Below are 14,867 nucleotides of genomic sequence, written 5' to 3' on the forward strand. Positions count from 1 at the left end.
AATATGTTTTGTAGTAATTGTGGATGTGAATTACAGGATGGTTGGTCGGTGTGTCCGAATTGTGGTATGCGGATAGAAGAAGAGGGGCGGACTTCACAGATGAATGTGGGAACGAATCAATATGATCCGAATTCAGTACAGATGCAGGGGCAACCTTTACGATCGCAACCGCCACAGAAACCATCTTCGGGTGGTTTATCGGGATGGAAGAAATGGTTGTTGATCGTTGTGGGGATTGCTGTATTAACAGTGATTGTAGGATTTGTGGTTTATAAAGTCGAAAGCAAGTTATCTGATAATAGAAGAGATGCAGATAAGACTGTAGAGACCACGGAAGCGACGGAGCAGGAAGATACGCAGGTATCAACCGGGCAGGATACAGAAGTGACAACAGAGAGTGTAGTATCGGAGGAGTCAGATGATACGAAAGCGCCATATTCGGCAGATATGGTTGTAGATTCGAATATTTCTACCCAGGTTCAGTGTGAGGGCTATACGGCAGTATATCATTTACCTCATATCAATTATGAGGGAGATGCGTGTGGCAATGTGAATGAGCAGATCGAGAAGCTTGGAAAAAATTATATGAATGAGGATGGAAATGTCTGTATAGGAATCGGCTATAAATGGGCTGTGTATGGAGACATATTATCTCTGCTGGTATCGGTTGATTTTGACTGGGATGCGACGGAATACACGATCTACAACATCAATCTGAAAAAGGATGTCATGTTATCAGAGGACGATCTGCTTGGAGCAGTAAATCTGGATATTTCGGCATATGAAAGCGCGGTAAGAAATGCGTTGGATCAGTATTTCTGGTCATTATATGGCGAAGATAATAAATCAGATGAGGCGTTGAATGAGACTTATAATCAGACAATCGCAGATTCAAATATCAAGGATGCAGTACCTTATATCAATAAAGATGGCGTATTATGTGTCTCAGCGAAGATTTATTCTATCGCAGGTGCCAATTACTATTATCATATGGTAGAGGTACAGGAGCTTGAAGATTCCTGTACATTCAGCGGAGAAAGTGCAGAGTATGATTCAAATGCAAATGTAGATTACAGTGCAAATGAAATTCAGACTTCAGATGACTATATTCTGCCAAACAGTGATTCGGAATACATATCGGACAGTGATCTGGATGGTCTGACAGCAGATGAATGTCGTCTTGCGCTCAATGAAATATATGCTCGTCACGGAAGAAAGTTTAATGATCCGGATTACCGGGCATATTTCAATTCCAAGAGCTGGTACAATGGAACAATCGATCCGGATGATTTTGACGATACCGCTTTATTTAATAAATATGAGATTGCAAATAGAGACTATATCATCGACTATGAGAAGCGGATGGGATATAAGTAGAAATATGCGATCGGATGAAGTCCGCCAATTCATGATTTATCCGTTCGTTCTTTTCTTCGGCTTCCATATATTCCGGTAGTGGCAGATCCGGCTGACATTCACCGCAGATGTCGATGCCGCATATGGTTTCACGGCTTAAGATAATGCCAAGCAGATGTTCCAACATGTCAAGCGTCATGTTACCCTGATTCCAGTTGGTTTCCGTGAAACGAGTGGAGAGAACATCTTTATCAATAGAAATATAAAATGGAACACCTGAAAGGATGTCAGTTGATTTCCTTTGGGCAGTTCCATTTTTTAATTCTTCAGCGGAAAAAGTCAGAAGGCGATCTTTGCGTATCGCATCAATCTGAGAAATATCGGTTGCATCCGGTCCGATCAGAATTAACTGCTTCAGATTCGGATTCTGATCCAGAACAAGACCCGCCCAATCGCCACAGCTCATCATTTCGTTAACGAGTGGCTGCTGCATATCTGTATGGTGGTCGAATACTACGAGCGAGAATGGTTGTTTGATCTGGTCGGTGGTTATCTTTGTTATATAATGAAAATTTCCGGAATCAATAAAATGAATACCTTTAGTGCCATACGGCATGATTCGTTTCTGAATCTCGGCAGCAGCTTCATCTGAACAATACAGATCACAGCCATTGATGTCAGAGCAGTCGATCCAGTGAAACTGCGAGTTGTTCTTCATATTTTCATCACAGTATACATGTGTAAAATCCAGAATGTAGTTTTTTGGTTTGTTGTTCATTATCAAAACTTCTTTCTTCAATGCATTCCGCAAAATCAGCACCCTTGCAAGCAAGCGATTTTGCGTTCATTATATCGTGAGCATAGCTCGCTCAATGCATTCGAAAAATCGCCCTTGCAAGCAAGCGATTTTTCATCATTATATCATGTGCTTCGCACATTCTATGCATTCCGCAAAATCAGCATCCTTGCGAGCAAATAATTTTGCGTTCATTATATCATGGTTCATAAATAATGTACAAACCTTGTATAAACGGACAAAAATATAAAAATAACCTTGTATAAACGGACAAAAATGCAAAAATAACCTTGTATAAACGGACGAAGATATGGCATAATATATATGAAAATATGAAAGAAGGTGTAGAATGAGAAGAAAAATAAAAAATGATATTTTGAATTTTTTGAATCAGGATGCAAAAAAGAAGGCTTTGCTTGTTACTGGAGCCAGACAGATCGGTAAAACATATATAATTAGAGAATGTATAAAGGAAACCACAGCTTCTTTTGTTGAAATCAATTTTATTGAGAATAAAGAGGCAAAAAAATTATTTTCGGATTTTAAAAATACACGCGATTTTTTGCTCAGATTATCGGCATTTACAGAAGGTGAATTAATAAAAGGTGAAACGATTATTTTTTTGGATGAGGTACAGGAGTGTAAGGAGATAGTTACGGCGATAAAATTTTTGGTTGAAGAAGGAAATTATAAATATGTATTAAGTGGTTCTCTTCTTGGTGTTGAATTAAAGGATATTCGATCAATTCCTGTCGGATATTTGCAGGTTATAGAAATGTATCCTATGGATTTTGAAGAGTTCTGTATGGCAAACAATGTGAGCCAACGGATATTGGACTCATTAAAGGATTGCTTTATAAACAAAAAAGTCGTAGATGAAGTTGTACATGAAAAAATGTTGGAATTATTTCGCTTATATTTGATCGTTGGCGGAATGCCAGAGGTGGTTAAGCAATATATTGATACAAATAATCTTCAGAATGTTATTGATTTGCAAAGCCAGATTATAATGCAATATAAAAAAGATATTGCTAAGTATGATCCGGAAAGCAAGTTATATTTGGAAGACATATTTGATCTGATTCCAAGTGAATTGAACAATAAGAATAAACGATTTATTATGAAAAATCTTAATGAAAATTTTAAGCTTTCCAGATATGAGAATAGTTTTATATGGCTGAAGGATGCAGGGGTTGCGCTTCCGGTATTTTGTATATCGGAACCCATGTTACCGTTGCTTATATCCAAATCGACTAATTTATTTAAGTTGTTTCTTGCAGATGTAGGACTTCTTACAGCCATGTATGCAAATGGAATTCAAAAGAAAATGTTGATGAATGAGCTCAATATAAATTATGGTGCAATATATGAAAATGTTGTTGCACAGGAGTTAAAATGTCATGGATTTAATTTGTTTTATTATAACAATAATCGATCTGGAGAATTAGATTTTATTATCGAATATGAAGATTGCGTATTGCCTATTGAGATAAAATCAGGAAAAGATTATGAAAGACATGTGGCTCTTAATAATTGCATGAAAAATCCTAGATATAATATTCATGAGGCGTTTGTTTTCTGTAATGGTAATGTAAATAAAAAAGACAATATTATATATTATCCTATTTATATGGTAACATTTTTGAATAAGGAAAAAAAACTGGGAGATATGCTATATAAGCTTGATCTAAGCGCATTAATAGAATAAAAATAATTCTATGTTCATTCCATCAGATAGACATACACAAAAATTCCTCTGCATACATTGTAAAAATGAGATTTGCAGGGGAATTTTTTTGAGAGATTATATTGAAGAAAGAGCAGAAGAAATTGGACAATATATCGTGGAAAGCGGAGCGACTGTCCGGCAGACGGCAAAGAAATTCGGAGTAAGTAAAAGTACGGTACATAAAGATGTGACGGAACGGCTGGTGAAGATCAATCCATTTCTGGCGGCAAGGATCCGGGTCGTTTTGGATGTGAATAAAGCAGAGCGGCACATCAGGGGAGGAATGGCAACGAAAGAGAAATATCTGCATGAACGGGAAGAACAAGAGGTGCAATGAATAAAAATATTTGCATAGATCGGTATAAGGCGAAAAGATATGGAGTCAGAAGATGACATGATGACGCAGAGAGGCAATTTGAAAAAGATTGCTTCTCTTTTTTAGTTTACTTGTGTTATCAGATGAGATTGGTTAAAATGAAAAATAGATATAACGAGGAGAATGTACGAGAATAAGGGGTAAAAGATAGTTAACGGAGGCGATTACAATGAGACAGAAGTTATGGAGAAAGAAAAAGTTTGTGGTAATGGCAGCGGCATTTGCATGTATTGCAGCCTTGTCCGCGTGTGGAAAAAAGGATACCGATTATAATGTGGATGTAGGTAATGGAGATGGCGGAAGCGTTCAGAGTAAATATAGTATTCCGGAATCGTGTGATACCACATTTGACGCAGGATCGACCGGGCTTAAAGAGATCCGGTTGACAGATTCGGATATTACTGTGCCGAATACCGGTGCAATGTATGTAGCTCCGGTAAAGATGAAAGAGATCGATCCGGAATATCGAAAAAATCTGGTAGAAAAGTTATTTGACACAGATAAGGGTGTCTATGTCTATTATGATATGGAGAATATGGACAAGCTGTCAAAGGAGGATATTCAGGAATATATCGATCTGTACGAGCAGCAGAAAAAGGCAGATCCGTCAAATGCAGCGAATTATGATTCGGATATTGACCGTATGAACCGTTTGCTGCAAACGACATCAAAGCAGAGAGAAAATGCGGGAGATTATTCCGCAGATGAATATATGGGGACAGTTGGTGATCTGGAATACAGAATAAGTTTTCCTCAGGAAGGGGAAAATGATACTCTTTTTCGGATAAAGGAAGATCTTCTGCAGTATCGTCCGATGGAAGGTGCGACCGGTGTATTCACATCCAGCCTGGAAGAATACAATACCGGCTTGGGTGATGAATATGGAGAGTTGGAATCGGATATTAATGAATGTTCACTGTCGGTAGATGAGGCAAGGCAGATTGCTGAAGAATTTCTGTCAAAGATTGGCGGATCGGATGTGATTTTACAGAGTGAATCGGATCTGTGCTGGCTGTATCGGAACGATGGTTCGTCTGACCAGAATCTGCCGACGGTTGTAGATGGATATTCATTTGAATACATAAGATCGGTTATGGATCAGCCAGTGTCGGATGTAGCAGTCTGGACTGCTGATAATCTTCGTCAGGCAAATGGATTTGTGAATGTTCCGATCGAGAAATATACGATTCAGGTAGATGCAAATGGTGTGCTCGATGCTCTATGGAACAGTTATCTGGAAGCCGATGGTAGTGCGCAGGTGGTGGAGTTGTTATCCTTTGATGAGATGCTTAAGAAAGCAAATGAGTCGATAGCAGCGTATTATACCAAATATCCGACAGCATATAAGCAGATTGCATTTAACGATATTACGTTGTCTTACTATCTGAAACAGAAGGAAGATGGAAGCGGATTTGAATATGTTCCGGCTTGGATTCTTGCGGAATACGAAGACCCTGCAGATCACGAACTTCCGGAGCAGGTTGTAATTCTGGATGCCAGAGATGGCTCTGCCATCGACCTGATGAAGCTCGCCGAAGCAGTTGGTGGCATTTCCGGTGCAACCGACTGACTTTCTGAAAATTAAAAATTGCTCGATCAATGCCCGGTAGTTGGTGTTACATTAACGTGTTCCGGTTTCTATTCGGTTCGCACACTTATTTGCCAGCAGTCGCCCTAACTCGTCTTTACGGACTCAGACAAGGGCTTGGTGCTGGCAGGTAGTGCGAACCTCATTGCGAAATCCTCACAATGTTATTGTAATACCAACTACCGGGCATATTTTCGACCAATTTTTAATGTCTGCTAAACCAGCACCCGCATTCGCTGACAATATACACCTCCTGACGAAATGCTCGCTATGTTGCTGCAGAATAGACCATTGATATACAGCAGTCGCTAAACACAGTTGATAAAAGGTGCCTGATTGCCGGTTGGGTATATGGTGTTCCGTTAACATTCGGCGAGATTTTGTAATGAGGTTTGCACTAGCTGCCAGTACTAAGCCCTTGTTTGAACCCGTGAGGGTGAGTTAGGGCGGCTGCTGGCAAATCAGCGTGCGAACCGAATAAAAATCAAGTCGAGTTAATGGAATATCATATAGTCAACCGGCAATCAGGCAATTTTGTATTATGGGAAAGTTGAATGTCCATCGTGTATCGTAGTCTGTCCTGTAACAACATAGCGAGCATTTCGTAGAGAGGGACATACTGCCAGTGAATGTGGGTGCTTGTTTGAGCCTAGAGGACGAGTTAGCACAGGAGCATGAACGGATTGGGTATAGGCTGGAAGGCGAGGAATATTTCATTGTCAAGCCTGCCCTATCTCCATTACAAACGTTGGTGTAGATTTCGTAATGAGATTTGCACTAGCCGCCAGCATCAAGCCCTTGTCTGAGTCCGTAGGACGAGTTTGGGCGACTGCTGGCAAATAGGCGTGCGAATCGAATAGAAATCGAACCAAGTTAGTAGTGGAGATAGGACAGGCTTGATAATGGAATATCCATAATTCCATTGCCAATCAGGGGGCAGGTGGGGTATAATCAAGGGTAAGTTGCCAGAGGTTTTTCTGGTTGAGAAACAGAAAAGGGGTCATCCTATGAGATTTATTCATATTGCGGACGTCCATCTGGGCGCCGTTCCTGACAAAGATAAAAGCTGGAGCAAAGAGCGGGCAGACGAGATCGAATCAACATTTGACCGCCTTTTGACTGTGGCAGAAGAAAGAAAAGTAGAATTGCTGCTGATCGCCGGTGATCTGTTCCATGCACCGCCATCTCTGCAGGAGTTGAAAAGTCTGGACTACAAGCTGTCAAAGCTTACAAATACAAGAACCGTTATGATTGCAGGAAATCATGATTATATCGGAAAAGGTTCACCGGCGGAGAGTTATGAATTTACATCAAATACAGTGTTGATGCCGGCAGATACTTTTAGTAATGCATATCTGGATGATATCAATGTCTGTGTGACCGGATTCAGTTTTGGACAGGTAGAATACACAGAGGATGTCTATGCAGATATCATGCCGCAGATGAAGGATGCGATTAATATTCTGCTGGCGCATGGCGGAGACGAGAAGCACATACCGATCAATTTCAGACGGATGGCAGAAGCAGGATTTGACTACTGTGCACTCGGACATATCCACAAGCCGAAGCATATCGTGAAGAACAAAATGGCATATCCTGGTTCGCTGGAGCCTCTTGATCGGACGGAAACCGGTCGACATGGTTTCATTTACGGACAGATCAAGGATGGCGAGACGAAGATCCGCTGGGAGCCATTTAACTGTCGGAGTTATATTAATCTTGGATTTGCCGTGAAACCGGAATACAGCGGAGCAAAGATTCTGGATGTTCTTGCAAAGCAGATGGAGAGTATGGGTACTCAGAACATTTATCGAATCATCCTGTCGGGTCACATGGCAAATGGATTGAAGCTGGATTTTTCCGGTCTGATGCGGAATTACAGGATCTATGAGATTGTAGACAATACGTTGTGCGAGTATGATCTGGATAAATTGTATCTGGATAATGAAGATAACCTTCTCGGACAGTTTATTGATCGATTTGCGGAAGCAGATGACGAGATCAGCAAACGTGCCCTGAAATACGGAGTAGAAGCAATACTTGCAACTGGAGATAAGTAAACATGTATATAAATAAGCTGTTATTAAAGGAATTTGGAAAATTTAATAATAAAGAAATTCGGCTTAAAAAAGGTTTGAATCTGATCTATGGTGCAAATGAATCCGGAAAGACGACTGTAAAAGAATTTATCGTTGGTATGTTGTATGGAATTGATAAGACCAGAGGTATCGGTGCGCGACTTGATAATTATGAACTTCGCAAGCCGGTAAATGGCGGTGGGTATTCCGGAAAAGCATATGCGGTAACAGATGAAAAAAGCTATCTTCTGGAGCGGAACTTTCTTCGCACCAGTAAGAATGCGACGCTGACGGAGATTGATACCGGAAAGGAAGTCCAGCTTAAGAATCAGAATTCTTATAAGGGCATCTTGTTTGATGTGGATAAGAGCACCTATACAAATACTCTCTGTATCGGAGAGCATGGTGCAGCACCCGGCAAAGAACTGGCAGAGGATCTCGGGAATTATGTGGTGAATCTGACAACGACCCGAAATGCCGATATTGATAAGACAGAAGCGATCCGTTATCTGAAAAACGAGAGACGGAAATTTGAAAATAAAAAACTGGCGGCGGAGATCGATCAGTTAGGGGAACAAATGGATGCATTGGGTGATGTAGACGGTGATCTGGAAGCGATTCGGGAAGAACGTCGTGAAGAGCTGGATGCATATAATATGGAGATTGCCCGCCTGAAACGAGAAGCAAGACAGCTTGTAAATGAAAAGGATGCCGCTATTCCGGATGAGGACGAGGATCGAACCAGAAGCCATATCTTCCTTGATGTAGAAGCTCTTGACGATGAGGAAGACGAGAAAAAGAATCGGCCAAAGGAAAAGAAGAAGTTAACAGATAATATTTTGATCATTATGTTGACCGGTGTATTGGTTGTTGCAGCTGTTGTACTTGCTGTTCATCTTTTGAATTTCCAGAAAGCGATTCAGCAGTTATTTACAATCTGCACGATTGCATTTGTCGCAGTTACGATCATTGATGGTTTATTCCGAAAAGGATTCTTCGATGGACCGGATGTCGTACCGGATGAAAAGGAATTTGACCAGATGATTTATGAGCTTGGACGTGCAACAGAATCGAGAACGGTAAGAATCGAGATTGACCGGAATTTTCAGGAGGCGCATGACGCAAAACTTGAGTTATTGAAGTTCAAAGAGCATGATGCCATGGCAAAACGTGATTCCTATTATGAATTAAAAGGAAAACGTGACGAGCTTCAGAAACGATTCGAGGTCTTGGAGAAGGAACAGAAAGCGATCGATCTGGCGATCCAGACCATCAATGATATATCGGTTGATATTTACAATGATTTTGGCGGACAGTTAAACGAGAATATCTCGGAGATCGTCAGTATCATTACAGATGGCAAATATAATGACGTGAAGCTGGATGAGAACATGCACATTTCAGTATTTGACGACGATCATTATATGCCGATCGAATTCTTAAGCAGCGGAACGATCGAGCAGATCTATCTGGCTGTCCGGCTGTGCATTGCAGGGCTTCTCTGCAAAGACCGTATGCCGATCATTGTAGACGATATCTTTACAACTTATGATGAACATCGCCTGAAAAATGCGCTCTATTGCATGAGCCGTATTGATACTGACCAGATCATTATATTCACATCAAATAATGCCATTGGGGATATGTTGGATGATCTTTCTATGGAATATAATTATGTGGAGTTGTAAATGAATAACAGAATAAATGTAAAAAACCCCTGCCGGTTTCTGAGTCTATGATGGTGGGGATTGAAACATCAGTGGAACTTTCGTTATGAGGTTTGCACTAGCTGTCAGCACCAAGCCCATGTTTGAGCCTGATAAGGCGAGTTTGGGCGACTGCTGACAAATGTGCGTGCGAACCGAATAGAAAGTGCAACGTGTTTCAATCCCCGCCATCATAGACTTGGAAACCGGCAGGGGTTTTGTTATATTCTATGGGAGTAAGAACTGCTATTTCTTTAACGCTGCAAGCTGAGCCTTTAGTGAGGCAATCTCTGCACTCATTTCAGAGACTGTAGCATCCTTTTCGGCTAGAGTAGCGCTCATTTTAGATACTACTGCATCTTTTTCAGATAAAGCGGTGACTGCTTCATCACGTTCTTTTTTCAATTCATCGATCATGTAATTGACTGTATTTTCATCCAATTTTCGTAATGCTTCAGAAAACATGGTAACAACCTCCTCCGGGTGATACAGATATTCTGACATATCCATGCAGATAGTCTCCATCCATGGATAGTCGGATATCAGTGCTGCAAGGTCATCCATGGTAGTTGCCGTTAACAGGGATAACCATGCGTTAAGTTCGTTGATATCTTTAGAATACTTACTTTTTCGGAAGACGTCAAGGGCAACGACATAGTATTCCTGTAGAAGACGAAGGTCGATCCCGGTATCAAATGCTGCTTTTCCGTGATGCAGATAAATGTCAGCCAGGTCGGCAGTTTTACATTCTTTCGGGCTGTTTTCAAACATTACGATCGTATAAACGGTTTTCAGATCCTGATAGGTGAATGTACTTCCCTTTTCCCCTTTTACTCTGGTGTACTGGCGGAGCAGAAGATCAGCAGAGTAGCAGGACATCCGCTCACCGGGGAATGTATATGGGATTTTTTGAATTTCGACATTTGCGATTGAACCATCTTCTAATTGAACAATGATATCCAGAAGTAGGAGAGAGGTTGATGGCAGCATACTGTCTTCATTTGACAGGATACACTTCACGGTTACATTTGTACCGATAATACTGCTGATCAGTCGTGATAATCGTTCCGGGTATACATCCGGGTTAAATAGCTTCTTAAAAAATGGATCATAGGTTAATGGCAGACTTTTCTTTCCTTCCATGAATTCGAGAAAGCGCGATTTCCATTTGTCAGGCCAGTTCAGATATGTCCGGTAAACGATGGATTCTTCTTTAATTCTAATAGACATTCATCGTTGGTTCGGGATGGGAAAAGCTGTTTAATATTTGTAATAGAAGACTTTGACCTGTTACATTCTGATGTGTTTACGATATTATTGTTTTTATTTTCATTGTACATAAATTTATTTCCTCTTAATTTCCGGCGCCTTTTTTGTCGACAAGGTCAGCTTACCAGAAATAAAAAGAAAAAGTTCATAAATGTAATAAATGGTATGTCTGGATGTAACAATTTGCACTTTTTACAAATAATTCCAACTGGAATTATTGACAAAAACCATGCTCATAACACAAAACCCCCGCTTGCTTTCATCTCTATCGTAGGTAGGAATTGAAACATCAGTGGAACTTTCGTTATGAGATTTGCACTAGCTGTCAGCACTAAGCCCATGTTTGAGCCTGATAAGGCGAGTTTGGGCGACTGCTGACAAATAGGCGTGCAAATCGAATAGAAAGTGCAACGCGTTTCAAATCCTACCTACGATAGAGCTGGAAGTAAGCGGGGTTTGGGCTTTTATTAATTACATCTCATAATTATCTGAGATGGTATGTTTTTCTTTATACTCAGCGATACGCGCGTTGATTCGCTCAGCAGGATCTAACAACTCGCTGATAGAAGCATCATGATTCAAGTGATCAATGATCAGAGCGATGTATTTGCTCATATCGGCTGACTCGTACCAGTCTTTCTTGAACAGGTCAGGCATCTGGTAGGTCAGGTTAGTTGTGATGACCTTCTCGATCAGACCTTCTTCATGACACTTGTCGAATACGTCAAGACCCTTTGTAAAGAGACCAAAAGTAGCGATACAGTAAACACGTTTTGCTTTTCTCTGCTTTAACTGTCTTGCAACATCAATCATGCTTTCGCCGGAGGCAATCATATCATCAATGATGATAACATCCTTGCCCTCAACAGAATCACCGAGAAATTCATGAGCAACGATCGGATTTCTTCCATCAACAACGCGTGAGTAGTCACGGCGTTTGTAGAACATTCCGACATCTACACCTAACAGGTTTGCGAAGTAGATTGCTCTGTGCATAGCACCTTCATCTGGGGAGATGACCATCATGTGGTTGTTGTCGATCTCAAGATCCGGTGTAGTACGAAGCAAAGTCTTGATGAACTGGTAGGTTGGACGTACATTTTCAAATCCACTCTTAGGGATGGCATTTACGACACGAGGATCGTGTGCATCAAATGTCACAATATTGTCAACACCATAAGACTTTAATTCCTGAAGCATAACGGCACAGTCAAGAGATTCTCTGGAAGAACGCTTGTGCTGGCGGCTCTCATAAAGGAATGGCATAATTACTGTGATCTTTTTTGGTTTATCAGTCATAGCGGCGATCAGTCGTTTTAAATCTGCATAATGGTCATCCGGAGACATACGCTGTGGCTGGCCGGCCATCATATAAGTACAGCTGTAGTTGCCGACATCAACCATAATGTAGATATCTTTACCACGAACGGATTCATTTAGAACACCCTTTGCCTCACCGGAACCGAAACGTGGACAATCGGCACTGATCAGGTAAGTATCAGCTTCATAACCGTGGAAGACAATGTTGTCTTTGTGTACATTGTCTCTGTTAGCTCTCCATTTTACGAGATAATGATCAACCTTTTCACCAAGGCCTGTACAACTTTTGTGAGCAACGATTCCGAGACTGCCCACGGGTATGGTTTCTAATTTGCTATCGTCTGGCATGATAAATATCCTCCATAATCTTATAGTGTAATGATCCGATACTTTATAGTGTAAGTATCATTGATAGTATATATGCAAATGCAGAAGACTGCAATGGCATCAATTAGAAGATTTATTCTGAATCATATCTTTTCGTTTCGTATAACGGATATTGGTTCCGTAGAGCTGCAACACTTTGAAGTCGCCAATAATCCTCGACATGATTCTTTCGGTATACCGGTCGGAAAGCTCCCGCATACTCAGGTTCGTAGAGATAAGAGTAGCAAGAGAACGATTATTCCGCATATTAATGATCTCAAATAACTGAGAATTGACAAATGTATTTGGCACTTCCGTACCGAGGTCATCAATGATCAGAAGTTCACAATTATATATATAATCGTAAAGTGCCATGTTTTCTTTTTCACGCACATTACCCATTATAATGCCTGATAAAATATTTTCAAATAAATTTATTGAAGTCAGATAAAGAACTGTATGTCCTTTGTCCAGTAATGCTTTTGCAATGCAGTTGGAAAGAAAAGTTTTTCCAAGTCCTGTTTCACCATAGATCAGAACGCCAGGATGGGATTTTTCAAAATGTTCCACATAGTCTTTACAAGCTGCCAGTGTATTCGATGCATTCTCGTATGGCGTATGTTTGTGAATGCCATCCGGTTCTTTCGAGTAGTAGGTAAGTGAAAATGTGGAGAAATTCTCTTGTTCGAGAATCTTGCGGATCGTGGACTGATTGTATAATTCATCAATGATCTGCTGCGTCATGCATTTGCATGGCTTTCCATCCAGATAGCCCGTATCCTTACAGAGAGGACAGTCATAGATGGGTTCCAGATAATTCTCAGGGTATCCGTGCTGCTTCAGAAGTAATCTCTTTTTATCAGCCAGAGCTTTATTCCGGCGGGAGATGTCGCCCGTATCGACAGTTATTTTGCGGATTCGGTTCCTTGCTGCCTGGATAGAAGAGCTTGCAATCTTCTGATCGATCTCTTTGATTTCCGGAATTCTGTTATATACTTCATTTCTTCGGGTATCTGTCAGATTCGCATTTTCCAGTCGCTTTCGCTGCAGACCCGACAGTATACTATCATAATCTATATTCTTCATAATGTGTATATTTACCTTCGTTATCGAGAATTTATTTCATCAAGAAACAATTGCTCCATTTCATCAAGGGCTGATGACATATCCTTCTGCTGGAAAGAATTAAATGCATTTGGCTTGACAGTATATTGGTTTGCTTTCTGTGATGATTTTTTCTTATCCTCATGGAACTGGTTACTTGCTTTTTCGATATCATCAATGGACTTAACGCCCTGCTTTTTCCAACGCTTTAAGATTCCGTTTACATATGCAAATGTAACATCGTTTGGATGCTGTGCGATTCCCCTGTTGCAGGCTTCTATAATAATAGGAAGATCAAAGCCCATTTCTTTATTCCAGGAGTCCATCCACGCGATCTCGCCTGTGGTAGGGGCTTTACGGTTGATTCCAAGAGCCTTGAATACCGCACGGTAAAGGGGAGTCCCGTTTTCGGCGGCTTCTTTTGCTTCATCCAGAGTATGAATGCCTGCCTTATACCAGTTCTTTGCGATGCCCTCCGCGTACCGCAGATCTAATTTATCGATGCTGACACAGTATTCGATCAGGTATTCCATTACTTCTGTGGAAAATCCAAGCTGGTCATGTATATAGATCAGAATTTCTATGTCATTTACTGATAATTCTTTTCGGAAATAAGTCTCTGCCTCAAAGATAACATCGGCAAATGCATCGTCTGCCTTTGCCTTTGCTACCAGAGCGGCAGAATATGGCTGCTTTTCAGGAAATTCAGAGGTCGGCTTCTGAATTACATTCGCATTTGGTACTGTTACTGCTGTATGTACCGGTTCACTGAATGGAGGAGCAGTAGGAGTGACTGCTTTCTTTTCAGGGAACTTTAATAATGAAATGCTGTCAAGAGACAGAGAGGCATCATCCGTTTTCTTGTCCTTTTCATGTAGAGGAAGCAGCGTTATTCCTGTCAGATGACCGGAAGCATCATATTCCAGCCGCAGTACATCTTCGCTGATCCAGTACCGGATCGCACGGCAGATATCTTTTTCCGTAAGGTTAAAATGATCTGCAATACCGGCAACCGAGACCGGAGATTTGGAAGACATCAGTCTGACAAGATATAGATAGACTTTGACAAATTCGCCATTTGCGTCGGTCATGTAATAATCGATAAAATGATTTGATATCAGGGAAAATGTTTCCTTTGATTCTGTTGAAATTGTAATGTAGTCCATGGTAACTTTTCCC

The 14,867-nt window shown here is 40.8% G+C and carries 11 protein-coding genes; 6 read left to right on the forward strand and 5 right to left on the reverse strand.

Annotated elements, in window-relative coordinates:
* Positions 1-3 precede the first annotated feature (3 nt).
* Positions 4-1,377, forward strand: a complete 1,374-nt coding sequence (locus LK416_12230) for a YARHG domain-containing protein (GenBank protein UEA74410.1) — start codon at positions 4-6, stop codon at positions 1,375-1,377.
* Here the strand turns inward: LK416_12230 and LK416_12235 are convergent.
* On the reverse strand, positions 1,343-2,134 hold the full coding sequence (locus LK416_12235) for an arginase family protein (protein UEA74411.1): 792 nt from the start codon (positions 2,132-2,134) through the stop codon (positions 1,343-1,345). The two genes, LK416_12230 and LK416_12235, sit on opposite strands and share 35 nt — an antisense overlap.
* A gap of 367 nt (positions 2,135-2,501) precedes the next feature.
* Between LK416_12235 and LK416_12240 the strand changes: the two genes are divergently transcribed.
* The 5 genes from LK416_12240 to LK416_12260 all read left to right on the forward strand — a co-directional run bounded on the left by LK416_12240 (position 2,502) and on the right by LK416_12260 (position 9,611).
* On the forward strand, positions 2,502-3,860 hold the full coding sequence (locus LK416_12240) for an AAA family ATPase (protein UEA74412.1): 1,359 nt from the start codon (positions 2,502-2,504) through the stop codon (positions 3,858-3,860).
* Positions 3,861-3,948: 88 nt separating this feature from the next.
* A complete protein-coding gene (gene spoIIID / locus LK416_12245; protein UEA74413.1) occupies positions 3,949-4,218 on the forward strand; it encodes a sporulation transcriptional regulator SpoIIID in 270 nt (89 codons plus the stop codon).
* A 208-nt stretch (positions 4,219-4,426) separates the two neighbouring features.
* Complete coding sequence (locus LK416_12250) at positions 4,427-5,827, forward strand: DUF6034 family protein (GenBank protein UEA74414.1); 1,401 nt, start codon at positions 4,427-4,429, stop codon at positions 5,825-5,827.
* A gap of 1,025 nt (positions 5,828-6,852) precedes the next feature.
* Positions 6,853-7,905: a DNA repair exonuclease gene (locus LK416_12255; GenBank protein ID UEA74415.1), complete on the forward strand. Its 1,053-nt coding sequence runs from the start codon at positions 6,853-6,855 to the stop codon at positions 7,903-7,905.
* 2 nt (positions 7,906-7,907) lie between these two features.
* On the forward strand, positions 7,908-9,611 hold the full coding sequence (locus LK416_12260; protein UEA74416.1) for an AAA family ATPase: 1,704 nt from the start codon (positions 7,908-7,910) through the stop codon (positions 9,609-9,611).
* Between the two features lie 264 nt (positions 9,612-9,875).
* On the opposite strand, the gene LK416_12265 is transcribed toward LK416_12260, so the two are convergent.
* The 4 genes from LK416_12265 to LK416_12280 all read right to left on the reverse strand — a co-directional run bounded on the left by LK416_12265 (position 9,876) and on the right by LK416_12280 (position 14,854).
* Complete coding sequence (locus LK416_12265; protein UEA74417.1) at positions 9,876-10,859, reverse strand: PD-(D/E)XK nuclease family transposase; 984 nt, start codon at positions 10,857-10,859, stop codon at positions 9,876-9,878.
* A gap of 510 nt (positions 10,860-11,369) precedes the next feature.
* Positions 11,370-12,566 (reverse strand): ribose-phosphate pyrophosphokinase, encoded by a 1,197-nt coding sequence (locus tag LK416_12270; GenBank protein UEA74418.1) that lies wholly within the window; start codon positions 12,564-12,566, stop codon positions 11,370-11,372.
* Between the two features lie 99 nt (positions 12,567-12,665).
* Positions 12,666-13,670 carry an ATP-binding protein gene (locus LK416_12275; protein UEA74419.1) on the reverse strand — a complete coding sequence of 335 codons (1,005 nt, stop codon included), beginning with the start codon at positions 13,668-13,670 and terminating at the stop codon, positions 12,666-12,668.
* 20 nt (positions 13,671-13,690) lie between these two features.
* Positions 13,691-14,854 (reverse strand): DnaD domain protein, encoded by a 1,164-nt coding sequence (locus LK416_12280; protein ID UEA74420.1) that lies wholly within the window; start codon positions 14,852-14,854, stop codon positions 13,691-13,693.
* Positions 14,855-14,867: the final 13 nt, after the last annotated feature.

The organism is Lachnospiraceae bacterium GAM79, from assembly GCA_020735665.1.
In the GTDB taxonomy this organism is placed as follows: domain Bacteria; phylum Bacillota; class Clostridia; order Lachnospirales; family Lachnospiraceae; genus Coprococcus.

What these genes read in the sequence shown, in the direction of transcription:
- LK416_12230 (UEA74410.1), top strand. Translation starts at nt 4, where the DNA reads ATGTTTTGTAGTAATTGTGGATGTGAATTACAGGATGGTTGGTCGGTG.
- LK416_12235 (UEA74411.1), bottom strand. Translation starts at nt 2,134, where the DNA reads ATGAACAACAAACCAAAAAACTACATTCTGGATTTTACACATGTATAC.
- LK416_12240 (UEA74412.1), top strand. Translation starts at nt 2,502, where the DNA reads ATGAGAAGAAAAATAAAAAATGATATTTTGAATTTTTTGAATCAGGAT.
- LK416_12250 (UEA74414.1), top strand. Translation starts at nt 4,427, where the DNA reads ATGAGACAGAAGTTATGGAGAAAGAAAAAGTTTGTGGTAATGGCAGCG.
- LK416_12255 (UEA74415.1), top strand. Translation starts at nt 6,853, where the DNA reads ATGAGATTTATTCATATTGCGGACGTCCATCTGGGCGCCGTTCCTGAC.
- LK416_12260 (UEA74416.1), top strand. Translation starts at nt 7,908, where the DNA reads ATGTATATAAATAAGCTGTTATTAAAGGAATTTGGAAAATTTAATAAT.
- LK416_12265 (UEA74417.1), bottom strand. Translation starts at nt 10,859, where the DNA reads ATGTCTATTAGAATTAAAGAAGAATCCATCGTTTACCGGACATATCTG.
- LK416_12270 (UEA74418.1), bottom strand. Translation starts at nt 12,566, where the DNA reads ATGCCAGACGATAGCAAATTAGAAACCATACCCGTGGGCAGTCTCGGA.
- LK416_12275 (UEA74419.1), bottom strand. Translation starts at nt 13,670, where the DNA reads ATGAAGAATATAGATTATGATAGTATACTGTCGGGTCTGCAGCGAAAG.
- LK416_12280 (UEA74420.1), bottom strand. Translation starts at nt 14,854, where the DNA reads ATGGACTACATTACAATTTCAACAGAATCAAAGGAAACATTTTCCCTG.